Below are 24,134 nucleotides of genomic sequence, written 5' to 3'. Positions count from 1 at the left end.
GAATCAGCCGAGGCCGAGCAAAGCGTCGGCATTGCCGTGCGCGATTTTTTCCTGGTCCTCCGCGGAAAGATGCGATTCGGTCAGGAAGGACACGGTGCCCTCGTTGCCGAGCATCGGGAAGTCCACGGAATGGATGATCCGGCCGGCGCCGACGGTGTCCGCGCAATACCGCAGCTGGGCTTGGCTGAACATGCCGCTCGGGGTGATGAACACGTTGTCCCGGAAGTACTCGCGGAAGGTCCGGTCGAGCCCGGTCATCCGCTTCGGCAGGGCGTCGTCGAGCCGGTCGAGGTAGAACGGGATGAACTCGCCCCAGTGGCCGAGGACGAACTGCAGGTCCGGATAGCGGTCGAACACTCCGGTCAGCACCAGGTGCAGGAAATGCACGGCGGTCTCCTGATGCCAGCCCCACGCGGGCAGCCGGAGGGCCGCCGACACCGCGGGCGACAGCCCGCCCGCGTAACTGGCTTCGCTGACCGCCACCGGCGGCGGGGCCGGATGCAGGTAGATCGGCACGGACAGCTCGTTCGCGGCGCGCAGGATCGGGTCGAACCGCGGCCGGTCCAGGAACTCGTCGTCGGTGCGTCCCATGATCATCGTGCCGACGAAGCCCAGTTCGCCGACGCACCGGCGCAATTCGTCGGCGGCGGCTTCAGGCACGGCCGTGGGCAGAGCGGCGAACGCGGCGAACCGGCCGGGAAACGCCGCGACCGCCTCGGCCATGGCGCCGTTGGCCGCGGCGGTCAGCTCCGGGGCGACGTCCGCCGGCAGGAACGTGTTGACCAGCGAGAGGACCTGCGTGGTGATGCCGTTGCGGTCCATGTCGGCGATCCGGGCGGCGCCGAGGTCCGCCAGCAGCTCCGGGTGCCGCGGGTAGGGCATCCCGGTGTCCGGGTCGAACGCGGCCGCGTAGCCGGGCACGTGCTCGAGCAGCCGCGGCATGCTCGCGGCGTTCACCGCCGGGTCGGTCCAGTGTTCTTCGAGCGTGACAATCCGCATCGCTGCTCCTTGTTCCGTCGTCCTTCCTCCACGATCGCCCCGGCGAGCGATAAGCTCAAACACTTGTTTCTGATTCATCGATCAGTACCGCTGATAGGAGCTGGAGATGGAACTGCGGCATCTGCGCTATTTCGTCGCGGTGGCCGAGGAGGGCGGGTTCAGCGCGGCCGCGCGTCGGCTGCACGTCGTCCAGCCCACGCTGAGCATGCAGATCCGCGACCTGGAACACGAACTCGGCGGACCGCTGTTCGACCGCGCCGGCCGCCAGCCCCGGCTCACCCCGGCGGGCGCCGCGTTCCTCGCCGAAGCCCGGCAGACGCTCGCCCAGGCCGAACGGGCACGGGACACCGCGCGGTCGGCACTGCGCGGGGAGACCGGAACCGTCCGGATCGGCGTGGCGGGTGCCGCGGTGTTCGGCGGCCTCCTCACCGGCCTGATCCGCGATTTCCACCAGGCACGGCCGCGCGTCGGAATCGAATTGCGGGAAGCGGGCCCGCTGACGCAACACGCCGCGGTCCTCGCCGGCGAACTGGACGTCGGCTTCAGCGCACTCGCCGCTCCGCCCGGCGAACCGCGCCTGTCGTCCATCCGGGCCGGTTCGGTGTCCTTCCTGGTCGCGCTTCCCGCCGGGCACCGCCTCACCGGGCACGAAACCCTGACCGCCGACCAGATCGACGGCGAGGAACTGATCGAATACATGGTCGGCGACGGCGACCTCGCACCGCACGGAGTGCCCCGCCACGTCACACTCCCGCCAGGCCGGTTCCGCGCCGACAGCACCCTGAGCGTCCTCGCGCTGGTCGCCGCGAAGGTCGGAATCGCCGTCGTCCCATCGGGCGTGGACCGGGCCGCGGTCCCGGAGGTGGTGTACCGGCCGCTGGCCGAACCCGGGCCCTCCACCGAGTTCCATGTGCTGCACCGAAGCGACGAACCGGCACCGGCCGTGGCGGCGTTCATCCGAGCCTGCGGTTGAACTGGAAGCCTGGACGATCCGACAGAAGCCTCGGCTGCCCCTGCCCGGCGAGTTGCCCGCACATCCGGCTGCACCGCTGTTCCATCACGAGCGAGGTTTCCGGGAACCGGTTCGACGGGTCTCGCCGCACTGGGCCTGTCCACGCGAGCACAAGGCCGAACTCGCCACACCGGCGAACACCACGGTGGACGCTTTCCAGCCGGGAGGCCTTACCCAGCCGAATGCAGCGCCACCCGGACATGCCCTGCGACAAGCTCTTCGCCGAGAGCAACCGTCTTCCGCGCCTGCACCACCACCTCCCCGACGAACCGTCCTTCGCACGGTCTTATCAATACCTCCCGGAACTCAGCTCACGATCCGCTGGCGGCGTCTCCGAAGTCCAGTGATCGTTCAGCGCTGCTTAGAAGCTCGGCATAGGTCACGACATCGATCCTGCTGAGATGGCTGGCATAGGTGCGCAGCGCTTCCCCGATCCGCCGCGCGTCAGCGCCGGGCTGGAACAGCGGATGCCCAATCACTACGGTCGAGGACGCTCGCCTGGTCTCCACCCCGAACGCCTCCGCTACCTCGCTGCGCCCTTCGTCGAGTTCCCGCAGGTAATTCGCGGCCTGCATCACGGCGTCGTGCACAGCCGAGGTGGGAATCCACCTGTTCCGATAGCGTTTGACAATCTCGACGTTCGCCTTCTTGAGTTCCACGACGTGCAGGACCCCGTCCGGCCGGAGCAGCGGGATGTCCGCCTCCATGCCGAGCATCAGCCGTCGCCGCGCCAGTTCGCCGACATACTTGCCGCCGAAGATCCACCATGAGTTCGACAGTGCTCTCCGGATGTGTTCTTCAGAGCTGTAGCGGCTTTCGACAACCCTGGTGATCTCCGCAAGCTCAGTTCGACGCCGCGTGACCTGAGCTGCTGCCAGAAGTTCCGCTACGCCGGGCAGTTCAGCCAGTCCTTCGAGCGAGTTGCTCTCGGGATCGAAAGGGCGGACGTAGTCGACTCGATCAGCTAGGACGTCGATAATCCAGGCAGCAGCGTCTGAGCGGATCCGGTAAGCGCCGTAGTGACCCGCGCGCCTCGCCCGAGCGAAGCGCAACGCCCTGCTCCCGTGCTGAGCGAAGTAGTTCTTGACATCTTCGCCCGAAGCTCCCGGGTTTTCCTCCAGGTATCCGGCGATCTCCCGCGCCGCCATCCCTTTACTCGCGCTGACGGTCAGTTCAAGCATCCGCACATCGTCTTGGCCCGTCCCCTCGTAGAGCTGGTACCTGCCCTCCAGGTCCTGCTCAAGCACCGTGCCGGTCGCATAGCCGAGAGCGTCGGCCAACCCTCGCACGGTGTGCTCGTCGTCGTGCTCCTGAGCTGTCCGGCGGGCGAACTCCAAGAGTTCAAGGAGCTGCCGTCCTCCTTTGTACGGGCTCCTCGGGCCCAGGTGTTCAAGCACGTCCATCATCGGCTGCGCGACCTCGTCGCCGTTCGCGTGCTCGTGAAGCGTGAGCATCAAAGACTTGAGCGTCGAGTCCGACCTGATGTGCATGGGTTCCCCCGCAGGAGTATCGAGCCGATCCGGTTCATCGTATGCGTGGCCCAAACTTGACAAGAACGGATTTATCCGACATCAGCCCACACAAAACCGGCGCGCGCCGCTGCTCCATTCGGATGATCGACAACTCCCCCGCCCGGCATCCGCCCCTTCACACACCTAGCCTCGACGGACCCGGCGGCCGCACCCGCGAAGCCCAGCCCCGCGGCCGTTTCCGACATCGTTGTCGGCCGGGGGCAGCGGGACGGCACGGACGAGAGGAACCTCGGTCAATGGCTGATCGGACCACCGAACAGGGCGAAGCGACCGCCGGCCAGGCGAGCAAGGCCAAGAAGCTCCGTTCCCGGCACATCACGATGATCGCGCTCGGCGGGATCATCGGGGCCAGCCTCTTCGTCGGTTCGGGCAACGTCGTGCGCGCGGTCGGGCCCGCCGCCGTGCTGTCCTACCTGATCGGCGGGCTGCTTGTCTTCCTCGCGATGCGGATGCTCGGCGAGATGGCCGCCGCGCGCCCGGCGATCGGCTCGTTCATGGAGTACGCGCGGGTCGGGCTCGGCGAATGGGCGGGCTATCTCGTCGGCTGGCTGTACTGGTACTACTGGATCGGCGTCATCGCGTTCGAGGCGGTCGTCGGCGGTTCGGTGCTCGGCGGCTGGTTCCCGGCGGTGCCGCAGTGGGTGTTTTCCGTGGTGCTGCTGCTGTTCTTCACCGCGACGAACCTGGTGTCGGCGCGGTCGTTCGGCGAGGTCGAGTACTGGCTGGCGAGCATCAAGGTCGCCGCGATCGTCGTGTTCCTCGCGGTCGGCACGCTGTTCGCGTTCGGGCTCTGGCCGAAGGCGAGCTTCTCGGTCCCGAACCTCTGGCAGCACGGCGGGTTCGCGCCGAACGGCTGGTGGCCGATCCTCAGCGGCGTCGCGATCGTGATCTTCTCCTACTTCGGCACCGAGATCGCGGTGATGGCGGCGGCCGAATCCGAGGACCCGGCCAAGGGCGTGCGGAAGGCCGTCGTCACGGTGATCTGGCGGATCCTGCTGTTCTTCGTCGGCGGCGTGCTGCTGATCGTCACCATCGTCCCGTGGAACCAGCTGCCCAATCCCAAACAGGAGGGGCCGTTCGCCCACGCCTTCACGCTGTTCGGGCTGCCCGGGGCCGGTCTGGTGATGAACGCGGTCGTGCTCACCGCGGCGTGTTCGGTGCTCAACTCCGGGCTCTACTCGGCGGGCCGGATGTTCTCCGCGCTCGCCGAGAAGCGGCTCGCCCCGCGCGTGGTGGCGAAGAAGAACAAGGCAGGCGTCCCGGCCGTCGCGGTGGTGGCCTGCACGATCGGCGGGTACATCGCGGTACTGGTCAACTTCGTCGCGCCGGACTCGGGCATCTTCGACTTCATCATGAACTCCGCCGGGCTGGTCGCGCTGTTCGTGTACTCGTTCATCGCGTTCACCCAGATGCGGATGCGGCAGAAGATGACGCCGGAGGAGCGCGCCGGGCTCAAGCTCAAGATGTGGCTGCACCCGTGGCTCGGCATCCTGACCGTCGCCGGCGTCGTGGCGATCGTCGTGGTCATGCTGCTCACCGACGACTCCGCCCGCACCCAGGTGTGGACGAGCATCGTGTCGCTGGCCGTGATCGCCGCGTTCTGGCCGCTGGTGCGGCGGAGCCTGCGGAAGAACCGCTGAGCTACCGCCCCGGGTGCAGGAGCAGTTCGGCGATCTCCTGCACCCGGGCTCGGTCGATGCCGTTCCGCTGCTCGAGCGCGAGCGGATGGTCGGTCGGCTCCAGTTCCACGAGCGGCCGGACGCCGACCGGCTGGCTGTGCAGGTTGGTCTTCAGGTTGATCGTGGTCGGCTCGTAGCCGGGCAGTTCGGTCGACAGCCAGCCGAAGTACGGCGGTTCGTCGACCCGCGCGGGGTCGTCCCACAGCTCGGTGACGCGGGTGAAATTGGCTTCGCTGAGCGAAACCCAGACGCCCCACTCGAAGTCCTCGCCGTCCGGCATCGGCAGCACGAGGCGGCCCCGGACGAAGAAATGCTCCCCGCCGAGCACGCACTGTTCTTCGCCGAGGACGAAGCCGGGCTGGCCGGCCAAGCCGTCGTGCCAGTACGCGGGGGCGGGCGCGCCGTAGGCGAGCGGAAGTTCGTCGTGGCGTCTGCCGCAGCAGGAACAGTCGAACCCCAGGTCAGTCGTCATGATCGAGAGGATAATGGAGGAACCGGGGCGCGGTCCGGGAAACGCGCCTTAAGCTGTCGCGGTGAACGTGGTCGCCGGGCGGTACCGGCTCGAGGAACGCCTCGGAGCCGGCGGGATGGGTGTCGTCTGGCGGGCGAGCGACCTCGAACTGCGGCGGACGGTCGCGCTCAAACGGTCGCTCGACGGCGACGAACCGCAGATCCGCCGCGAAGCCCGGCTCGGCGCGGCTGTGCAGCATCCGAACATCGTCGCGGTGTACGACTCCATTTCGGACGGTGCCGACCGGTGGCTCGTGATGGAGTACCTCCCGGCGCGCAGCCTGGCCGAAATCGTGCGCACCGACGGCGTCCTGACCCCCGAGCGAGCCGCGGCGATCGGCGGGCAGATCGCGTCCGCGCTCGCCGCGATGCACGCCCGCGGCATGGTGCACCGGGACCTGACCCCGGGCAACGTCCTGGTCGCCGACGACGGCACCGCCAAGCTCGCCGACCTCGGCCTTTCGCGCGGACACGAGGTCACGATCACCGACAGCGCCCGCGTCGGCGGCACCGCCGGGTACCTCGCGCCGGAAGTCGCGAACGGCGAAGCGGCCACCGCGGCGTCGGACGTCTTCTCGCTCGGCGCGACGCTGTTCGCCGCCGTAGAGGGCAGCTCTCCTTGGGGCAGCGGGGAAAACGGTCCGTTCGCGCAGCTGCGCCGGGCTGCGGACGGGACACCCGAACCGCTGCGCAACGCTGGAGCACTTGGGCCTGCGTTGGAGGCGATGCTCCGCCGTCAGCCGGAAACCCGCCCTACCGCAGTCGAAGCCGAAGCTTTCCTGCGCGGCGCTCCGGTCCCCCAAGCTGCGAAGAAATCCAAGCGCCCCTTGCTGATCGGCGCGGCACTGGGCGCGGTCGTCCTGCTGACCGCCGGATTCCTCGTCCTCCCTCGCGAGGACGCGCCACCCGCGAACGCCGGACCGCCCGCCGACCTCGTGGGCGACCCGCACACCGCCGATCCGTGCTCGCTGCTTTCGGTGAATTCCCTGGGCCAGTACGGCAAAGTCTTCCTCGAACCGAACCTCGGCACGTTCGCGCGCTGCGACCTGAACACGACCCTGCCCGGCGGCAGCGGCACGATCGTGACCAGCCTGGAGCTGGCCGAGCCGGAGCAGTACCCGCAGGTGCCGCCGGTCCGCGGGAAGCTCGGCGAGATCCGGCGGCCGAACCCCGACGCCGGGAAGTGCCGCCGCTCCTTCACCCTGCCGGACTTGAGCGTCGTCACGGTGAGTTCGGTCCGCTCCGACGGCGCGCCCGCCCCGCAACTGTGCGCGATGGCGGACGCGGTCGTCGGCGACGCCTATGCACGCGTCGCAAGGGGCCCGATCGCCCGCCGCGCCCAGCCGTTCCAGCCGGGTTCACTGGCGCGGACGGACGGCTGCACGCTGGTCGACGACGCGACGCTCCGCCGGACCGTCGGGCCGGATTACCCGCTCGACCGGCATTTCGCCAACTGGGCCTGTTCGTGGGGCCACGACGCGAAATCGGTCGACTTGTATTACGACCGCCAGTGGCCGCTGGCCGAGGACCCGCCGGACGGCCAGACCCGCACGACCGTCGGCGGACGCCTCGCGTACGTCGATCCGCACGACAGCGAGGGCGACGTGTGCGACGTGACTGTCGTGTATCGCACGTATTCGCCGTCGCTGCCGACGCTGGAGGGGACGCCCGGCAAGCGGGACGAGGTGGTGCTGGTCGAGGTCACCGACGAGGCGAACAAAGGGAACCTGGCCGCCATCTGCGCCACCGCACAATCAGTCGCCGGGGTCGTCGCGGCCCGGCTGCCCTAGGCCGCGCGGCACGTCAGCGACCGCCGCCAAACCGGGAAATCGAAATACGTGTCCGGGAAGGTCTCCGGCTTGAATGTGTAATGCCACCATTCCTCCGGCAGGTTCTTGAACCCGGCCCGCTCCAGCCCGTGCAGCAGGAGCATCCGGTTCTCCCGCTGCTTCCCGACAATCCGCGGATCCAGCGTGTGCGCGAGGGTGTCGAAGCAGTCGAAACCGGTACCCATGTCGATCGAATTGTCCGGGAATCGTTCGGCTTTCGGGCCGTAGCACGGCTTCAGCGGCTCCCCCGGACGGTACGGCCGCGTCGGGAACGCCGGGAGGCGGACGAGCGTCAGGTCCACCGTGCTCCCCCGGCTGTACCCGGATTTCGCCGCGATATAGCCGTCCGCGAAGAGCCGGTCCTTCTCCACGCGCGGGTAGAACTCGGCCTTCATCCGAAGGTCGGCAAGATCCTCGGCCCAGCGCACGAAGTTGTCGACCGCGCGCTGCGGGCGGTAGCAGTCGTAGACCTTCAGCGTGTAGCCCTGGCGCAGGAACGACAGCTGCGCCTTGTGCAGGGCGACGGCGGCGTCCCGGGTCAGGATGCACATCGGCTGCCGGTAGCCGTCGACCGGCGCGCCGGTGAAGTTGTGCGGCGTGATGTACCGGATTTCCTGCACGATGGTCGGATCGACGTCGCGCAGGGCGACGAACTCGGGCGGTGCCTTCGGCTCCGGGGCGGCCGGCGCCGGCGGTGCGGCGACGAGACAGGTCAGCAGGCTCATCGCGGCGACCACCAGGCCGCGCATCATCTTTCCGCGCATAGCCCGTTTGCTTACCACAAGATCACGCGTAGGCGTTATAAACCTGGCGGTGCGCGGCCAAGGCGGTGGTCATCATCCGCGGCACGTCGGCGATGACGTTGCCGTGCGCGGGGGCGATCAGCTCCGCCGGATGGGCGGCCAGGAATTCGCCGATCCGGCCGAACGTGCCGGTGACGTCGACATAGCGCGTCCAGTACAGCGCGCGGCCGGTGCCGTAGGCGGCCTGGTCGACGGTCGGCGCGGCGGGCATTTCCGTGGACAGCAAACGGCATTCGCCCGGACGGTGGCCCGGCTCGTCGTCCCCCATCGAGGGGAGCGCCGGAACGTCGTGGACGAAGGAGAAGCCGTCCGACACGTAGAGGACGCGGTCGCCCGGGTCGTAGGCCCACACGGTGTTCGGCAGGTCCTGGATGTAGGCCTCGGCCAGTTCCAGCTGCCGGTCGCCGAGGTCCAAGCGGTCGCCGGGGGCGAGCGGGCGCAAGCGGTGCGCGTACTCCGGGTAGTGCAGGTGGTAGTCGCGCACGTCGCCGACCACCTCGGCACCCGGGTAGCGCGCCAGGAGCGCCGGGAGGTTTCCGGCGTGCGGGAGTTCGGGGTGAGTCGGCAGGAGGTAGTCGAGGGGACGTCCGGCGAGCGCCTCGTCGAGCTGGGTTTCGATCAGCGGCCAGTGTCGCGGGTCGCCGGTGTCGATCAGGACGGTGTGCGCCGAGCCGGAGATCAGGTACGCGGACACGTGGTAGTGGACCGGGCCGTCGCTGGCCATCGCTTGCATGCAGCCGCCCAGCCAATGCGTGGTGGCGGCGATCCGGCGAGCGGTCATCGGGCGATCTCCTTCAGCGTGGCCTCGACGTGCGCGGCGACGGTTTCCTTACCCCGCAACGGGAAACCGTGTCCTGGTGCGAGGGCGTGCACGGGGTCCGCGGCGAAGACGGTGCGGAGATCGTCCAGCACCGGCGTGGGGTCCGCGTGGTCCAGCCAGGAGAACTTCACCCGCAGCTGCGCCGCGACCGCCTCCGGGTCTAGCACGGTGTCGGTCTCGGTTCTGGCGTGGCAGAAGGAATCGGAGGTGAACAGCGTCTGGCTCAGCGGGTCGTACGGCCACAGTGTCGGCAGCAATCGCAGGCGCGGCGCGTGGATGCGCAGCGGGATGCCCGGGATCGGCTCCAGGTCCACCGGCCGGCCTTCTTCGACGGTGATGCGCTCGCGAGCCGCGTCCACGACCGGGACGGTGATGCCGCCGGTGTAGTGCACGGCGGTCACCGGGAACGCGGCCTCGATCTCCGGGAGGTTGAGGCAGCAGTCCATTTCGGTCCGGGTCAGCACCACCGCCAGCGGGGTGTTTTCGGCCAGCAATCCGCGCAGCCGCGCGACAATCGGCGCCGCGTGCGCGCGGACGCCGGTGTCGATCAGCACCGCGCCCGCCGCCGAGCGGATGAGGTAGCAGTTCAGCGGCTGCGTCCCGCGGACGCCGGCGGGAGCCCAGCTCACCCGGCCGTCCAGCAGGATCGAGCCGCCCAGCCGGGACACCCGGCCCTCGTGCGGTGCGGTCATGCTCTTCAGTTTGTTGAAGTCACATCACTATGTCAACGCCCTGTCCGGTTCCGGTCGCAACATACTGAAGAGCTTTTGATAAGATGACGCCGTCCGCAAGCCCGGCCCAGCGCCGCGACCGGCTCCCGGAGGAGACAGCAGAGATGGGATCCGCCTCACCCGAACCGCCCGCCGCGGAGGACAACCGCGACTACTGGGTCAACCACCTCGGCGCCACGCTCCGGGCGCGCCGCAGCGGCCGGTTCACCGTCGAGGAACTGTCCGCGCGCTCGGGCGTCAGCGCCGGGCTGATCAGCCAGATCGAGCGCGGGATCGGCAATCCGTCGTTCGCCACGCTGCTGCGGCTGGCCAACGCGCTCGAGGTGCCGATGGCCGACATGTTCCTCGGCCAGCAGTCGCACGAGACGAAGGTGCTCGTGCGCCGCGAGGAGCGGCTGCGGATGGAACTGCCCGGCGACGGGATCGTGCAGGAGATGCTCGTCCCCAACACCGACCGCAAGCTCGGCGTGCTGGAAATGACCATCCCGCCCGGGTTCCGCGGCGAGGACGTGCCGCATTCGCACCCCGGCGAGGAGGTCGTGGTGGTGCTGTCCGGATCGCTGCGCGCCACCATCGGCGGGCAGTCGTTCGTGCTCGGCGAGGGCGACACGATGAGCTACGACTCGTCCACGCCGCACTGGTGGAGCAACGAACAGGACGAGCCCGCGGTCATCCTGGCGATCTCCACGCCCCCGTCGCTCGGCCGCGTGCACTGATGCACCCCGGCGAAACGCGGCTCGGCCTGATCGTGCCGTCGTCGAACACGAACGCCGAACCGCTCACCGCGGCGATGCTGGCCGGCACCAGGGCGACCGCGTTCGCGAGCCGGTTCCCGCTGCCCGCGGACCTGGCCGCGGTGATCGACGCGGCGCTGGTCGGCCCGGCCGCCGACCTCCTCGCCGAGGCCGGGATCTCGGCGCTCGCGTTCCACGGGACGTCCGGTTCATGGCTCGGCCTGGACCACGACCGGGCACTCGCCGCCGGGCTGGTGGAGCGGACCGGGGCGGCCGCCACGACCGCGTCGCTGGCGCTCGTGGCGGCGGTGGAAGCGTTGGGGGCCAAGAAGATCGGGCTGGTTTTCCCCGGGCCGGTGTCGATCGCGGACACGATCGCGACGGAGTACGGCGCGGCCGGGATCGAGGTGGTGTCGCGATCGATCCCGGAGCGGCCGATGACGAATCCGGAGATTTCCGGACTGCCGTTCGCGGAGATCTCCTCCCTGGTCTCGGCCGCGGCTTCGGACGAGGCCGAGGCGATCGTGTGCGTCGGGACGAATCTCCGGGCGGCGTATCTGGTGCCGCAGCTGGAATCCCGGCTGGGAATCCCGGTCGTAGACAGCGCGGCGGCCACCGTGTGGCAACTGCTCGCGCTCGCCGGGATGCCGGAACCGCTTCAGGGCTGGGGACAGCTGTTCACCCACTGACGCGCGATCTCGTCCCCGCGAGGTGTTCTCCGTTTTCACGTACCGCAGGAACACCTGTGAACCGTTCACACACCAGGCCGCCCGATCAGCGACAGCTGCTCACCCAGTGACGGGCGATCTCACCCCGGCGCGCCAGCCACACGTTCTGCGTTTTCACATACCGCAGGAACGTCTGTAAACCGTTCACATACCCGGGCCGCCCGATCAAGCGCGGGTGCAGCCCCACGCTCAGCACCGTCGCTCCCGGACGGGGGTCGTCCAGCAGCATCGCGAGCGAGTCGCACAGGTACGCGCCGAACGCGCGGCCGGTCCGGAATTGGCGCAACAGGCCGGAATCGTTCGTGTCCCCGGCATACGGGACCACCGGCAGCACGTCCGCGTAGGGCAGGTCGTCGGAGAAGCTGTTGGAGTCGTACGAGTAGCCTTCCGCAGCCGCCGAGGCACGCGTCCACGGGGTGATTCCGTCACGCGAGTACCAGCAGGCCGGGTGTTCGCCGGTCAGCTCTCGCAGCAGCGCCGTCGAGGACCGGATCTTTTCGGCTTCCTCGGCCGGGCTGAGATCGGTGTGCGTGTCCCAGCGCAGGCCGTGATTGGCGATCTCATGTCCGTCGGCGACCAGCGCGGCGGCGATCGGCGGGGTGAGCGCGTGGGCGCAGCAGAACGCGGTCACCGGAGCGTCGAACTCCCGCAACACGCGCAGGACCCGCCAGAAACCGGCTCGCGCACCGTAGTCGAAGGCTGACTCCAGGCTGAGATTCCGCTGCCCGGGCACGACTCGATGCCGTTCCCAGTGCGCGCCCAGATCGTCGACGCGGTCGCCGCGCGCGGTCTGTCGTTCTGCGCCGTCCTCGATGTTGAGCACAATGGACACCGCGACCTTCCGGCCGCCCGGCCACGTGCTCGCGGGCGGCTCCGCCCCGTACCCGATGAAGTCGCGTTCGCTCACAGGGCCATATTGAATACTCTTCTATTTGTTGAAGCAAGCTCGTAGACTCGGGCGGCATGCGGACCGTCATCACCGGGGGAACAGTCATCGCGGGGCCGGACGCGCTTCCGGCCACCGCCGTCACGCTCGACAGCGGCCACATCCAGTCCATCGATCCCCGCCCGCCCGAGGACGCCGACGTCCGGCTCGACGCCGCCGGATGCGTTGTCCTGCCTGGGTTGATCAACTGCCACACGCACGGCGTCACGCCCGGTCCGCTCTTCCCGAGCGGCGCCGCCGCGCTGCCCGACGACGGCTGGCTCGGCAACCTCGACCGGCATCTGCTCGCGGGCACCACCACCGTCCTCAATCTGTGCGGACTGGCCACAATGGACGAAGTACGGACCGCGGACCGGGCGCACGCAGTGAAAGTCCGCGGCGCGACCACGCATACGCCAGCAGCCATCGCCGCCGCCCAAGCCGCGGACGGCGCGGGGCTGACCGAGGCACACCTGACCACGTCGGTCGAGAAGCAGCTGGCGGACGGCGCGATCGCGATCGGCGAACTCGGCGGCGGGCAAACGATGGGAGGCGGCGGTCAGGACCTGCAGTACCTCCCGGCCGCGATCCACCGCGAGACCGGCGTGACCATCTCCGCCGAGCAGGCCCGGACGCTCAAGGAAGCCGTTCTCGGTCCGCACCTCGACCGCGACCCGGACGAACCCGCGTTGAAGACCGCCCTCGCCGCAGCAGGTCTGGCGAGGCTGAGCACGCAGACGGCGACGAAGCTGGTCCGCGATTCCGTGCTGCCGTCCTTCCGCGCCGCGCTTGACGGGCTCAGGGAAGGCGTCGAGGCGGCGGCGAAGTACGGAGTGCCCGCGTTGGTGCACAGTGCGGCGGCCAGCGGAAAGCCGCTGCGCGAACTCGCGCGGAGACAGCTGGGCGCGCAAGTGATCGCCACGCACAGCAACCATCCGTCCTACTCCCCCGACGAGGCCGTCGAAACCGCCTTGGCGTTAGAGGACGCTGGCTGGCTGCTCGAGTGCTGCACGTTCGACCTGCTCCACCGGCAGCACACGGTGCGCACCCGCGAGCACTGGGACCGGCTGTTCTCCGAAACCCCAGTGCGCCTCCTCGCCACCGATTACGGGTACCTCGGCCAGCACGATCCGCTCCTCTCCGGCGTCGCGGACCTGGTCGCGCACGGGCACCGCAGCCTGCCCGACGCCGTCGCCCTGGCGAGCGCGAACGTCGCCGACGCCATCCCCGGCCTCGCCCCGAACTCCGGACGGCTGCAACCCGGAATGGCCGCCGACGTGGTGGTCGCCAGCGCGGATCTGCGCGAGGTGCGGCACGTGTTCGTAGACGGCATCCAGGTCGTCCGCGACGGCCGGCTCACCCTGGCGGCCCGCCGATGAACGAGGACGAACTCGCCGCCGTCGCCAAGCTTGTCGGGGAAGACATCCTGGCCGAGGACCGCGCCGCGCTGGAAGCCGCGCACGCCAACCTCGCCGGCGCGATCGAGCAGCTGCGCGCGGTCCCAGACAACCAGCCCGACGACTTCGAGGTCAGGTGGACACAGTGAAGTGGCAGTACGGGATCGAAGAAGCCGCGAGCCACATCGCCGCGCGCGAGCTGAGCGTCGTCGAGTACGTCAGCAGCGTGCTCGACCGCCTCGCCGAGACCGAACCTGACGTCTCCGCCTGGACCTATGTGGACCGGGAAGGCGCGCTGGCCGCCGCCCAGCAGGCGGACGAGGAGATCTCAGCCGGACGCTATCGCGGGCCACTGCACGGAATTCCGCTCGGCGTCAAGGACGTCATCGACACCGCGGGCATGCCGACCGAGGGCGGATCGAAGGCGTATGCCGGTCGGGTTCCCGCACAGGACGCGGCGGTGGTTCGCACGCTGCGCGAGAAGGGCGCGATCGTGCTCGGCAAGACTGTCACGCACGAAATCGCTTACGGGCAAAACTTTCCGCCCACCCGCAATCCGTGGGATCCGACCCGATACCAAGGCGGGTCGAGCGCCGGTTCCGGGGTCGCCGTCGCGGTCGGGTCGGCACCGGGCAGCCTCGGCACCGACACGTCCGGCTCGGTGCGCAATCCCGCGTCCGTGAACGGGATCGTCGGAATGCGGCCGACAACCGGCCTCATCGACGGTGCCGGCGTGCTCAACCTGAGCGAGCAGCTCGACCAGATCGGCCCGCTCGCACGCACCACTGTGGACTGTGCACTTCTGTTGCAGGGCATGGCAAAACGCTTCGGACCGGACGACATCGCCACCGCGGTGCGACGGCCGTTGAACCGGCCCCGCGCCGGTGTCGACCTCGCCGCGTGGCACGACTGGGGTGTCTCCGCCGAAGTACAGGCGACGATCAAAGAAGCGGTGAACGTCCTGGCCGCCGTCGGCGTCGAAATCGTGGACATCCGTCTCCCGGAATTGAGTCTCGCACTGCCGACCACGCTCGTATTGTGTTTGGCGGACGCATTACGCCTGCACGGTTCGACACTTTCCGACCGGCCGGCCGACTTCGAACCCGGCACCCGCGTGATGCTCGAACTAGGTTGCGCGGTAACCGAAGAACACCTCGCATTGGCCCGCCGCGCGCGAGCGCATCTCCGGGACCGCATCCGCACGACATTCCTGGAAAACGATCTCACCGCGCTCGTCTCCCCCACGCTCTCCGGAATTCCGCCGCGGCTGAGCGAGATGTCGACCGATCTGACCCGCGAAAGCGACGAAGCCGACCTGTCGAGCGCGCTTCTGCTGCTGGCCCCGTCCAACGTGTGCGGACTGCCCGCGCTGAGCGTGCCGGGCGGATTCGCCGGCGGACTCCCGATCGGACTGCACCTGCTCGGCCGCCCGTACGAGGACCTGGCGCTTTTGCGCCTGGCGCAGCACTATGAATCCGCCGTGGCCCGCCCCGCGCAGGCCACGCTCCGAAGTGGACGGTGAACCCCTCGTGACCTCGCTTCCGCCCTGGACACAGGCTTCTTCACTATGTAACAGTGACCCAATGCATAATGAAGGAGCGGAATGACCGCCGCGGCGGTCGGCACCGGCCGGGTCCGGTCCGCGCGACGGCGGGCCGGACGCCGGTTCCGCGACGCGGGTGTCCTCGCCGCGCTCGTCTTCCTCGCCGGCCTGTGGGCTGTCGCGGCGTTCGTGCCGCTCCCCCACAGCGCCACGGTGCCGGACGTGTCGGTCATCGCCGCCGCGCCGAGCGCGGCCCATCCGTTCGGCGTCGACATCAGCGGATTCGACGTCTTCTCCCGCACCATCACCGCCGCCGCGAGCGACCTGCCGATCGCGGTGTTCGGGTCGCTGCTGTCGCTCGCTATCGGAGTCCCGATCGGCCTGTTCACCACGACCGGCCGGATCGGCGAGGCGTGCATGCGCGTGGTGGACGCGTTTTCCGCGCTGCCGGTGATCGTGCTCGCCGTGGTGGCCATCCAGCTGCTCGGCGGCGGGCTGCTCGACGTCGTCGGCGCGATCGCGGTGGTGAACATCCCGCGGTTCGCCCGGCTCACCCGGGCCGAGGCGGTGGCGCTGCGGCAAGCCCGGTTCGTGGAGGCCGCGGTGGCGATCGGCTGTTCCCCGCTGCGCGTCGCGCTCAACCACGTGTTCCGCAACGCTTACGGCGTCGTGCTGGTACAGGCGATTCTGGCCGCTGCCAACGCGATCGGCGTGATCGCGGCGCTGAACTTCCTCGGCGTCGGCGTGCACCCGCCGCAGCCGACGTGGGGTTCGATGATCCACGACGGCGCGTCGATGCTGGTCGAAGGCCAGTGGTGGGCCGCGATCTTCCCGACGGTCGCGATCTTCCTCGTCGTCTCGTCCCTGACCGTCATCGCCGACTGGTTCGAAAACCGCGTCGAAGGAGGGACGAAAGCATGAGCGAACTGCTCTCAGTCCGCGGGCTGGAAGTCGAATTCCCGGTGCCCGGCGGCGCGTTCCGGGTGCTCGACGACGTGTCGTTCTCGGTGCGGGACAACGAGATCGTCGGCGTCGTCGGCGAATCCGGGTCCGGAAAGTCCACCACCGTCCGGTCGGTGATCCAGCTGCACAAACCAGCGCGGATCACCGGCGGGAGCGTAGTGTTCAACGGCCAGGAACTGCATCGAGCCAAGCCGAAAGAACTGCGCCGGATCCGCGGCCGCGAGATCGGTTTCGTGGCACAGAGCCCCTTCGACGCGCTGAATCCGGTCCTGCGGATCGGCAAGCAGTTCGAGAACGTCATCCGGGCGCACGAACGCGCGAGCCGAAGCGAAATCCGCGCCCGCGCGCTCGAACTCCTCGCCTCCACCGGAATTCCCGACCCGGCACGGACACTCGACGGCTTCCCGCACGAACTCAGCGGCGGCATGGCGCAGCGCACCGTGATCGCGCTGGCGCTCAGCCTCGGCCCGCGGCTGCTCATCGCCGACGAACCGACGACCGCGCTCGACCTGACCGTGCAACGCCAGGTGCTCGACCTGATCCGCGGCCTGGTCCGGGAAAGCCAGCGGTCGATGCTGCTGGTCACGCACGATCTCGGCGTCGTGGCCAACTACTGCGACCGCGTCGTCGTGATGTACTCCGGGCGGGTCGTGGAAGTCGGCGACGTCACCACGGTGTTCAGCGACCCGCGCCATCCCTACACCCGCACGCTGCTGGACGCCGCGACCACCGACATCCGCTCCGCCACCCCGAAATCCGCGCCGGCGAAGCGGGAAACCGCGCCCGGCTGCAATTTCGCCCACCGCTGCCCGCGCGCCGACGGCGTGTGCGCCGAGGAACGTCCCCCGCTCACCGTGACGGACCCGGGCCACGGCTTCGGGTGCCACCACCCGCTTTCGATCGAGGTGACCACCAGTGCCGGTACTCGTCGCTGAAGACCTGCGGCGCACGTTCCCCGGTCCCGGCGGCAGCCAGGTCTGCGCCGTGGACGGCGTCGATCTGGCCGTCGCCGAGGGCGAAACCCTCGGCCTGATCGGCGAAAGCGGTTCGGGAAAGTCCACTTTGGGCAGACTGCTCGTGCGCCTGCTCGACGCCGACCGCGGCACCGTCACGCTCGACGGCCGCGAGCTGACCGGCCTGCGCGGGTCCGCCCTGCGCCGCAGCCGGCGCGACTTCCAGATCGTGTTCCAGGAGCCGTTCGCCTCGCTCAACCCGCGCCTGAAGGTCGGCGCGATCGTCGAGGAACCGTTGCTGGTCAACGGAAAATCCGGCAGCAAAGCCGAACGGCGGCAACGCGTGCTGGACACCCTCGCCGACGTCGGCCTATCCGAGGAGCACTACGACCGCCGCCCGGCCGACCTCAGCGGCGGCCAGCAGCAACGCGTCGGCATCGCCCGCGCTCTCGTCACCGGCCCGCGTTTCGTGGTGCTGGACGAGCCGACGTCCTCTTTGGACCTCACCGTCCGCGCCGAGGTTTTGCAACTGCTCGCCCGGCTGCAACGCGACCGCGGCCTGACGTTCCTGTTCATCTCCCACGACATCCACACCGTCCGGCGGCTGTGCTCACGCACGGCGGTGATGTACCTGGGCCGGATCGTGGAAATCGGCCCCACCGAGTCCGTGCTCGCTCATCCGCAGCACCCGTACACCAAGGCATTGCTGTCCGCGGCGCTGCCGGTCGACCCCGGGCACCGCCTGCCGCATCTGCCGTTGGCCGGCGACCCGCCGAAACCGACCGCACACCGCGTCGGCTGCGCCCTCGTGGGCCGCTGTCCTATCGCGACTGACGAATGCGCCACCGCCGAAGTCCCGCTGCGCCCGGTCGCCGCCGCCCACGAGGTGGCCTGCCTGCACGCGGGCCAGGATCTCGGCCTCGACGCGAAGGAGACAGAGGCATGATCGTCTTCGTACTCCGCAGGCTGGCGGCCGGGGTCGGCATGCTGGTCCTGCTCATCGCACTGAGTTTCGGGCTGGTGTCGATGATCCCCGGCGACCCAGCCGTCACCATGCTCGGCGACGCGGCCACCCCGGACCAGATCGCCCGCGTCCACGAACAGCTCGGCCTCGACAAGCCGCTGCCGGTGCGTTTCTGGGACTACCTGGTCCGGGTGCTGCACGGCGACCTCGGCACGTCGTACTTCACCGGCGCGCCGATCACGCACGAACTGCTCACCCGCCTGCCGAACACCCTGGTGATCCTGGTGCCGGGCCTGCTGCTGGCGGTCGTGCTCGGCACCGCGATGGGCACCGCCGCCGCGTACCTGCGCGGCCGTCCGGCCGACCGCGGGCTGAGCTGGGCGTCTTCGCTGATCCTCGCGGTGCCGGAGTTCGCGCTGGGACTCGTGCTGGTGTACGTCTTCTACCAGCTCCTGCACCTGGCCCCGGCCCCGCTCGGCATGGTCGACCCGACCGCGCCGGTCCCGCCCGTCCAAACCGGCTCGGTCACCCTCGACGCGTTCCTTTCCGGTTCGTGGCCGACGCTCAGCTCGATTTTCTCGCACGCCGCGCTGCCGATCCTGACCCTCGGGATCTTCTTCGCCGCGTACTTCGCGAAAACCGTGCGCACCGGGCTGAGCCAGTCGCTGCGCAGCGCACAGGTGGAGTTCGCGCGAGCGTGCGGGCTCAGCGAATTCCGCGTGTACCGCTACGCGATGGCCGACATCCGGCGCTCGCTGCTGACCTATCTGGTGATCCTGTTCGGCGCTTCGCTGAGCGGGGCGGCGATCCTGGAGAGCGTGTTCGCGTGGCCGGGCATCGGCGGCTGGTCGCTGGACGGGGTGCTGAAGGGCGACATCCCGGTGATCCAGGGGTTCGTCCTGGTGCTCGGGACGGCGACGCTCGGCGCGTACCTGGTGCTCGACATCGTGACCATGCTGATGGACCCCCGGGTGCGGAGCAAAGCCCGCACCCGGGCGGTCAAACCGGCCACTGCCTGATCAGTAGTCCCACACCGCGGGCACGAACCGGAACGCGTTGCCCGCCACCGCGACGTGGCACACCGACGGGAACGGCAGATGCGTGGCCACCAGCTGCTCCCCGCTGGCCGCCAGCTCCTTCAGCAGCCGGACCCGCACGCGCGCCGATTCCTCCGGATCGTGCTCGAATCCGTTGTACCAGTCCGGATTGTCGAATCCGGGCTGGAACACCGCGTCGCCGGCGAAGGTGAGCCGGTCGCCGCCCGATTCCAGGCGGACGATGCTGTGGCCGGGGGTGTGCCCGCCGGTCCGGCAGATCCGCACTCCCGGCGCCACCTCGTGCTCGGTTTCGAACGGCCGCAGCTGGCCGCGGTACACGTCGAGGAACTTGGCCGCGGTCGTGCGCAGCACCTCCGGGATCGGCTCCGGCATGACGGTGCGCGAGAAGTCCGGCGCCTGCCAGAACTCGGCCTCGGCCGACGCCAGGTGCACCCGCAGGTCCTGGCGCAGCCTCCCCGCAGGCCCTCCACCAGCAGTCCGCCGATGTGGTCCATGTGCAGGTGGGTGAGCACCACGTCGGTCACCGACGCCGGGTCGATCCCGGCCGCCTCCAGCCGCATGGCGAGCTGCCCGGCGCGCGGGAAGCCCGGGAATTCGGTGCCCAGCCCGGAATCGATCAGAATCGTCCGGCCGCCGCTGCGCACGACGGCGACGTTCAGCGGCCAGTCGATCATCTCCGGCGGCAGGAACATTTCGCGCAGCCACGCCGACAACTCGGCGCGGTCGACGTTGGTGGCCAGCGTTTCGGCGGTGATCGGCAGCACCCCGTCGCTGATCACCAGCACCTCGATGTCGCCGACCCGCAGCGCGTAACGCGACGGCACCAGCTCGTCGAGGCGGGTGGAATCGGCCAAGCTCATGGGTTCTCCTCGGGAAAAACGGCCAGGTCGACGGCTAAGACCGGACGGCGTCCCGGTTTGTGACAAGCGCACGCGGAAAAGGCGCGACCCGGGCGGGCCGCGCCTTTTCCGAGGGAGGGGGTCAGCAGGCCGGACGGCTCGCCACGTCCGAGGACAGCGACTGCCGCAGCAGCCGTCCGCCCGGGGACGGGGAACGCAGCGCGCCGTCCTCGACCAGGATCTGCCCGCGCAGGACGGTCACCCGGTTGCGCGCCGCCGCCTCGTAGCCCTCCCACGGCGTGTAGTCCGCTTCGTGCAGGTCAGCCGCGGTGATCCGCCACTTCAGGCCCGTTTCCAGCACCGCGAAATCCGCGTCGCTGCCGATCGCGATCGCGCCCTTGTGCGGGTACAGGCCCATGATCTTGGCCGCGTTGGCCGACGTGAAGTCGACGAACCGGTTCAGCGGAAGCCCCCGCCGCACCACGGCTTCGGTGTACGCCACCGCCATCCGGACTTCCACCCCGGCGTGCCCGCCGGTCGCGTCGAGGATCGTCTGCCCGCGCGTCTTCACGTCGAGGTCGGTGCACACGCCGTCGGTCGCCAGCGTGCTGAGCGTGCCGGCGGCCAGCGAATGCCACATCGCGTCCCGGTCCGCGGCGGTCTTCAGCGACGGATAGGTGTGGTAGATGACGCCGTTCTCGCGCTTGTAGTCCTCGGCGGTGTAGTACGCGTAGTGCGGCAAAACCTCGCCGTACACCGGTTGTTCCCGCCCGCGCGCCTCGCGGATCGCCTCGATGCCTTCCGCCGCGCTGACGTGCATCAGGTAGATCGGCGCACCGACATGCCGCGCGAGCGTGATGACCCGCTGGAACGACAGCTGCTCCGAGAGCGCGTTGTGCGCGTCGGGCATGTACGGCACCGCTGTGCGCTGCTCACGCTGAAGCCGCTTGTACGCGTACATGACGATGTCGTCGTCTTCGCCGTGTACGCACAGCATCGCGCCCGCCTCAGCGGTCTTCTCCATCAACGCCCAGATGTGCCCGACGTCCGTCTTCTGCTTCGGCCGCGTCGGCGTCGTGTTCGTCATCCAGACCTTGAAGCTGCCGTGCCCGGCCGCGACCACCTCCGGCACCTGGTCGAGGACCTCGAACGGGATCTCCGGCTGGGCGAACGTGCCGTGCAGCGCGTAGTCGGTGTACGAGCTGCCGGACCATTCCTTGCCCTTGCGCTCGAACGACTGCCACAGCTCCTCCCCCGGCTTCCAGTGCGCGAAGTCGATGAGGGTGGTGGTGCCGCCGTGCACCGCGCCCTCGCTGACGCGGTCCGGGCCGAAGCATTTGATCCCGGACTCGGCGGCGGTCGGCAGCACCGAGTTGGTGTGCACGTGCGGATCGATGCCGCCGGGAACGACGAGCAGCCCGGCGGCGTCGACCGTCCGCGCCGCCTCCGGCGAGTCGCCGCGCCCGGACTGGTGCAGGCCGACGACGATGCCGTCAGCCACCGCGATGTCGACGCGTTCCACCCCGGCCGGGGTGACCACGGTGCCGTTGCGCACGATGAGATCGAGCATGGGTTCCTCCGCTACCGTTGAGCACGCGCCAGCAGCGACGCATGCGGAGTGCCAGCGAAATACGCGACATCCACCGCCGCCTTCGCCGACAACCGGGCATTCACGAGCTGACAGATCCCGACATCCGCCGCGACGCTCAAGAACATCGCCGCACGCTCGCGAGTCCAGCCGAACGCATCGACGGTCAACGCGAGCAGGTCATCGAGCGCCGCCTGGACGGCCTCGGCCAGCGTGTCGCCGTCGCCAATGGTCAGGAGCCGGCCGTCCGCGCTGAGCACCAGCGGACGGTCGGAGCCGGTCGGTGCCGCGCGATGCCAGGACAGCGTCACCGACCCTTCGACCTCCACTCCGGTCAGCGACGATTCGCCGTCGCCCTGGCAGGCGTGCAGATCTCCCAGGTACAGCGCGGCACCGTCGGTCTGCGCGGTCAGGAAGATCGACGCGCCCGCGGTGAGTTCCTTGCAGTCGAGGTTGCCGCCGTGCACGCCGACGGTGCTGCTGCCGGGCGCCTCGCCGGGGACGCCGACGCCGATCTTGCCGACCATCGGCCGCACCGGGATCCGGACGTCGTCGCCGAACTCGACGAACCCGTCCGCGATCGCCACCGAATGCCCGGACGTGCGCAAGCCCCGGACCGCGCCGCGCCCGGGCAGCGTGACGAGCGCGCCTCGGTCGGCGACGTCGATGCTGTGCAGGTCAACGCGAATCCGGTCGCCCGCGCGGACTCCCGGCAGCCGCACCGGGCCGGTGAGCGGGATGGACAGGTCGGTGTAATCGCGCGACCGGTCGAAGCCGCCGCCGGTGTGCAGGCTGCGGGTGCTGAGGACGAACCGTTCGTGCTCCGGCACTTCGCACCGCGGCGTGACCTCCGCGCCGAACTCCTGCTCGACCCGGTCCGCGCTCACCACCCTCACCGGCCCGCCTCCGTCAATTCGTGCAACACGCTGAGCAGGCACTTCTCCCAATACACCGAGCATGCGTCCGCGCCCCGCGCGAACGCCGCGGCGACCCCGGCCGCGTCCGCCGCGGGCAGCCCGACCGGCACCCCGTGCGCCCGGAAAACCCCGAGCGCCTGGTCGATCAGCTGCTGCGCCTGGGATTCCGAACCGGGCCGGGCGATCCGCAGGTCGTCCGCCAGGTCGGTCGGGCCGAACCACGCCGCGTCCACGAGCCCGGACGCGGCGAACGCAGCCGCCTGCTCGATCGCGTCGGCGGTCTCCACCAGCACCGCGATCCTCGGCGCGGCACCGAAATCCGTCCCGTACCGGCTGGCGTACGACACCTGCCGCGACCGCGTGCCCTCCGGCGGAAACCGCGTCGCCAGATGTGCGGCTTCGATCTCGGCGAGCGTCCGGACCTGCGGCAACAGCAGTTCGGCCACCCCGGTATTGGCGTATGCGACGAGCGTCTGCGGCGACAGATCCGGCACCCGCACCGAGACGTCGACGCCGCTGCCCGCGAGCGCCAGCACCACGTCCGCGCACCGGCCGACCGAAAGCGCGGTCTGCTCGGCGTCGAGGACGACGAAACCGAGCCCCGCCTGCGCGATCTGGCTGATCAGCAGGCGGTCCGGCTCCGCCGTCAGGACACCGACCCGCCCGGTCACCGCACCGCCGCGGGCGCGTACACCGGCTGTGCCCACCCGCGGTCGGCGGCGACCCGGTTGCGGACCGCGCGCCGGTAGAGGTCTTGCAGCTGCCGCGTCAGCTCGCCGGGTTCGCCGTCGGCGACCGGGATCCGGTCGACCGAACTCACCGGGCTGACCTCGGCCGCGCTGCCGCAGACGAACACCTCCTCGGCGGAGTACAGCTCGGTGCGGTCGATCGGCCGTTCGGTCACCTCGACGCCCAGTTCGGTCCGCGCCAGCTGCAGCACCGAGTCCCGCGTGATGCCTTCGAGGATGCTTTCGGTCACCGGCGGCGTGCACAGTTGGCCGTCGCGCACCATGAACACGTTGTAGCCCGCGCCTTCCGACACATGACCGTCCACAGTGGGCAGCAGCGCGGCGTCGTACCCGTTGCGGCGCGCCTCGAGCAGCGCGAGCCGTCCGTTCTGGTAGTTCGCGATCGACTTGACCCGGGGCGGCATGGACCGGTCGGAAATCCGGGCCCAGCTGGAAATCTGGACGTTCAGGCCGGGCCGGTCGAAGTACCGGCCCATCGGGATCGCGGCCATGAACACCGTCGCCGGGCCGGTGTCGTCCGGTTTGCCGTCCGGCGAGTCCACGAACACCTGCGCCCGCATGTGCAGGTCCTCGTGCAGGTCGTTCGCCCGGATCAGGCCGAGCAGCTGCTCCTCGAGCCGTCCGGTGTCCTCCGGCCCGTCGATCCCGACCACCCGCATCGACGCGACCAGCCGCCGCATGTGGTCGGCCACGCGGAAGGCGTACAGCTCGCCGGACTCGTCGTCGAGGTACGCGCGGAAGCCCTCGAAGACGCCGACGCCGTACTTGGTCGAGGTCGACAGCACGTGGAGCCGGGCGTCGGCGTAGGGCACGAGTTCGCCGTCGTGCAGCAGATAGGTGGGGTTGGCTCCCATCGGGATC

General features: G+C 69.6%; 24 protein-coding genes and 1 pseudogene. 12 read left to right on the top strand and 13 right to left on the bottom strand.

Annotated features, from left to right (window positions below; genetic code table 11):
• Positions 1 to 3: 3 nt before the first annotated feature.
• Positions 4 to 999: an amidohydrolase family protein gene (locus tag RPX00_RS31935; protein ID WP_406630936.1), complete on the bottom strand. Its 996-nt coding sequence runs from the start codon at positions 997 to 999 to the stop codon at positions 4 to 6.
• A 106-nt stretch (positions 1,000 to 1,105) separates the two neighbouring features.
• Here RPX00_RS31935 and RPX00_RS31930 point away from each other — a divergent pair, with 106 nt between their 5' ends.
• Positions 1,106 to 1,972, top strand: a complete 867-nt coding sequence (locus RPX00_RS31930) for a LysR family transcriptional regulator (protein ID WP_406630935.1) — start codon at positions 1,106 to 1,108, stop codon at positions 1,970 to 1,972.
• A 350-nt stretch (positions 1,973 to 2,322) separates the two neighbouring features.
• Here the strand turns inward: RPX00_RS31930 and RPX00_RS31925 are convergent, their stop codons facing one another.
• On the bottom strand, positions 2,323 to 3,501 hold the full coding sequence (locus RPX00_RS31925; protein WP_406630934.1) for a Shedu anti-phage system protein SduA domain-containing protein: 1,179 nt from the start codon (positions 3,499 to 3,501) through the stop codon (positions 2,323 to 2,325).
• Positions 3,502 to 3,779: 278 nt separating this feature from the next.
• On the opposite strand from RPX00_RS31925, the gene RPX00_RS31920 reads away from it, so the two are divergent.
• Entirely contained in the window at positions 3,780 to 5,183 is a 1,404-nt protein-coding gene (locus tag RPX00_RS31920; protein WP_406630933.1) for an amino acid permease, read from the top strand.
• Between the two features lies 1 nt (position 5,184).
• On the opposite strand, the gene RPX00_RS31915 is transcribed toward RPX00_RS31920, so the two are convergent.
• A complete protein-coding gene (locus tag RPX00_RS31915; RefSeq protein WP_406630932.1) occupies positions 5,185 to 5,694 on the bottom strand; it encodes a DUF2199 domain-containing protein in 510 nt (169 codons plus the stop codon).
• 61 nt (positions 5,695 to 5,755) lie between these two features.
• On the opposite strand from RPX00_RS31915, the gene RPX00_RS31910 reads away from it, so the two are divergent.
• Positions 5,756 to 7,522, top strand: coding sequence for a serine/threonine-protein kinase (locus tag RPX00_RS31910; protein ID WP_406630931.1), 1,767 nt, complete (start codon positions 5,756 to 5,758; stop codon positions 7,520 to 7,522).
• On the opposite strand, the gene RPX00_RS31905 is transcribed toward RPX00_RS31910, so the two are convergent.
• The 3 genes from RPX00_RS31905 to RPX00_RS31895 are packed head-to-tail and all read right to left on the bottom strand — an operon-like array spanning position 7,519 to position 9,876.
• Positions 7,519 to 8,325 (bottom strand): M15 family metallopeptidase, encoded by an 807-nt coding sequence (locus RPX00_RS31905; RefSeq protein ID WP_406630930.1) that lies wholly within the window; start codon positions 8,323 to 8,325, stop codon positions 7,519 to 7,521. The genes RPX00_RS31910 and RPX00_RS31905 overlap by 4 nt on opposite strands.
• 22 nt (positions 8,326 to 8,347) lie before the next feature.
• Positions 8,348 to 9,145 (bottom strand): MBL fold metallo-hydrolase, encoded by a 798-nt coding sequence (locus RPX00_RS31900; RefSeq protein WP_406630929.1) that lies wholly within the window; start codon positions 9,143 to 9,145, stop codon positions 8,348 to 8,350.
• Positions 9,142 to 9,876: a hypothetical protein gene (locus tag RPX00_RS31895; protein WP_406630928.1), complete on the bottom strand. Its 735-nt coding sequence runs from the start codon at positions 9,874 to 9,876 to the stop codon at positions 9,142 to 9,144. Before RPX00_RS31895 ends, RPX00_RS31900 begins: the two co-directional genes overlap by 4 nt.
• Positions 9,877 to 10,019: 143 nt before the next feature.
• On the opposite strand from RPX00_RS31895, the gene RPX00_RS31890 reads away from it, so the two are divergent.
• On the top strand, positions 10,020 to 10,631 hold the full coding sequence (locus RPX00_RS31890) for a helix-turn-helix domain-containing protein (protein ID WP_406630927.1): 612 nt from the start codon (positions 10,020 to 10,022) through the stop codon (positions 10,629 to 10,631).
• Entirely contained in the window at positions 10,631 to 11,338 is a 708-nt protein-coding gene (locus RPX00_RS31885) for a hypothetical protein (protein ID WP_406630926.1), read from the top strand. The genes RPX00_RS31890 and RPX00_RS31885 overlap by 1 nt, the downstream gene beginning before the upstream one ends.
• 85 nt (positions 11,339 to 11,423) lie before the next feature.
• Here RPX00_RS31885 and RPX00_RS31880 read toward each other — a convergent pair whose 3' ends face one another.
• On the bottom strand, positions 11,424 to 12,284 hold the full coding sequence (locus RPX00_RS31880; RefSeq protein WP_406630925.1) for a polysaccharide deacetylase family protein: 861 nt from the start codon (positions 12,282 to 12,284) through the stop codon (positions 11,424 to 11,426).
• A gap of 56 nt (positions 12,285 to 12,340) precedes the next feature.
• On the opposite strand from RPX00_RS31880, the gene RPX00_RS31875 reads away from it, so the two are divergent.
• From RPX00_RS31875 to RPX00_RS31845, 7 genes are all read left to right on the top strand, one after another.
• Positions 12,341 to 13,681, top strand: a complete 1,341-nt coding sequence (locus RPX00_RS31875; protein WP_406630924.1) for an amidohydrolase family protein — start codon at positions 12,341 to 12,343, stop codon at positions 13,679 to 13,681.
• The gene (locus tag RPX00_RS31870; protein ID WP_406630923.1) at positions 13,678 to 13,848 is read left to right on the top strand and encodes a hypothetical protein; all 171 of its coding nucleotides are present in this window, start codon (positions 13,678 to 13,680) and stop codon (positions 13,846 to 13,848) included. The genes RPX00_RS31875 and RPX00_RS31870 overlap by 4 nt, the downstream gene beginning before the upstream one ends.
• Positions 13,836 to 15,221: an amidase gene (locus RPX00_RS31865; RefSeq protein ID WP_406630922.1), complete on the top strand. Its 1,386-nt coding sequence runs from the start codon at positions 13,836 to 13,838 to the stop codon at positions 15,219 to 15,221. Before RPX00_RS31870 ends, RPX00_RS31865 begins: the two co-directional genes overlap by 13 nt.
• 81 nt (positions 15,222 to 15,302) lie before the next feature.
• Positions 15,303 to 16,163, top strand: coding sequence for an ABC transporter permease (locus RPX00_RS31860; protein WP_406630921.1), 861 nt, complete (start codon positions 15,303 to 15,305; stop codon positions 16,161 to 16,163).
• Entirely contained in the window at positions 16,160 to 17,140 is a 981-nt protein-coding gene (locus RPX00_RS31855; RefSeq protein ID WP_406630920.1) for an ABC transporter ATP-binding protein, read from the top strand. Before RPX00_RS31860 ends, RPX00_RS31855 begins: the two co-directional genes overlap by 4 nt.
• Positions 17,121 to 18,104, top strand: coding sequence for an ABC transporter ATP-binding protein (locus RPX00_RS31850; protein WP_406630919.1), 984 nt, complete (start codon positions 17,121 to 17,123; stop codon positions 18,102 to 18,104). Before RPX00_RS31855 ends, RPX00_RS31850 begins: the two co-directional genes overlap by 20 nt.
• Positions 18,101 to 19,141 carry an ABC transporter permease gene (locus RPX00_RS31845; RefSeq protein ID WP_406630918.1) on the top strand — a complete coding sequence of 347 codons (1,041 nt, stop codon included), beginning with the start codon at positions 18,101 to 18,103 and terminating at the stop codon, positions 19,139 to 19,141. The genes RPX00_RS31850 and RPX00_RS31845 overlap by 4 nt, the downstream gene beginning before the upstream one ends.
• Here RPX00_RS31845 and RPX00_RS31840 read toward each other — a convergent pair whose 3' ends face one another.
• The 6 genes and pseudogenes from RPX00_RS31840 to RPX00_RS31815 all read right to left on the bottom strand — a co-directional run bounded on the left by RPX00_RS31840 (position 19,142) and on the right by RPX00_RS31815 (position 24,127).
• Positions 19,142 to 19,618, bottom strand: coding sequence for an MBL fold metallo-hydrolase (locus RPX00_RS31840; protein ID WP_406643150.1), 477 nt, complete (start codon positions 19,616 to 19,618; stop codon positions 19,142 to 19,144).
• Between the two features lie 95 nt (positions 19,619 to 19,713).
• Positions 19,714 to 19,854: pseudogene (locus RPX00_RS31835) on the bottom strand (hypothetical protein); the annotation flags it as partial.
• A 307-nt stretch (positions 19,855 to 20,161) separates the two neighbouring features.
• Positions 20,162 to 21,589 (bottom strand): dihydroorotase, encoded by a 1,428-nt coding sequence (locus RPX00_RS31830; protein ID WP_406630917.1) that lies wholly within the window; start codon positions 21,587 to 21,589, stop codon positions 20,162 to 20,164.
• An 11-nt stretch (positions 21,590 to 21,600) separates the two neighbouring features.
• The gene (locus RPX00_RS31825; RefSeq protein ID WP_406630916.1) at positions 21,601 to 22,503 is read right to left on the bottom strand and encodes an acetamidase/formamidase family protein; all 903 of its coding nucleotides are present in this window, start codon (positions 22,501 to 22,503) and stop codon (positions 21,601 to 21,603) included.
• On the bottom strand, positions 22,500 to 23,195 hold the full coding sequence (locus RPX00_RS31820; RefSeq protein ID WP_406630915.1) for an aldolase/citrate lyase family protein: 696 nt from the start codon (positions 23,193 to 23,195) through the stop codon (positions 22,500 to 22,502). Before RPX00_RS31820 ends, RPX00_RS31825 begins: the two co-directional genes overlap by 4 nt.
• Positions 23,192 to 24,127, bottom strand: a complete 936-nt coding sequence (locus RPX00_RS31815; protein ID WP_406630914.1) for a branched-chain amino acid transaminase — start codon at positions 24,125 to 24,127, stop codon at positions 23,192 to 23,194. Before RPX00_RS31815 ends, RPX00_RS31820 begins: the two co-directional genes overlap by 4 nt.
• Positions 24,128 to 24,134 lie beyond the last annotated feature (7 nt).

This window comes from Amycolatopsis sp. WGS_07 (assembly GCF_045278895.1).
Classification (GTDB): Bacteria; Actinomycetota; Actinomycetes; order Mycobacteriales; family Pseudonocardiaceae; genus Amycolatopsis.
Note: the sequence above shows the minus strand (reverse complement) of the source record. Positions and strands in the feature narration are given on the sequence as shown.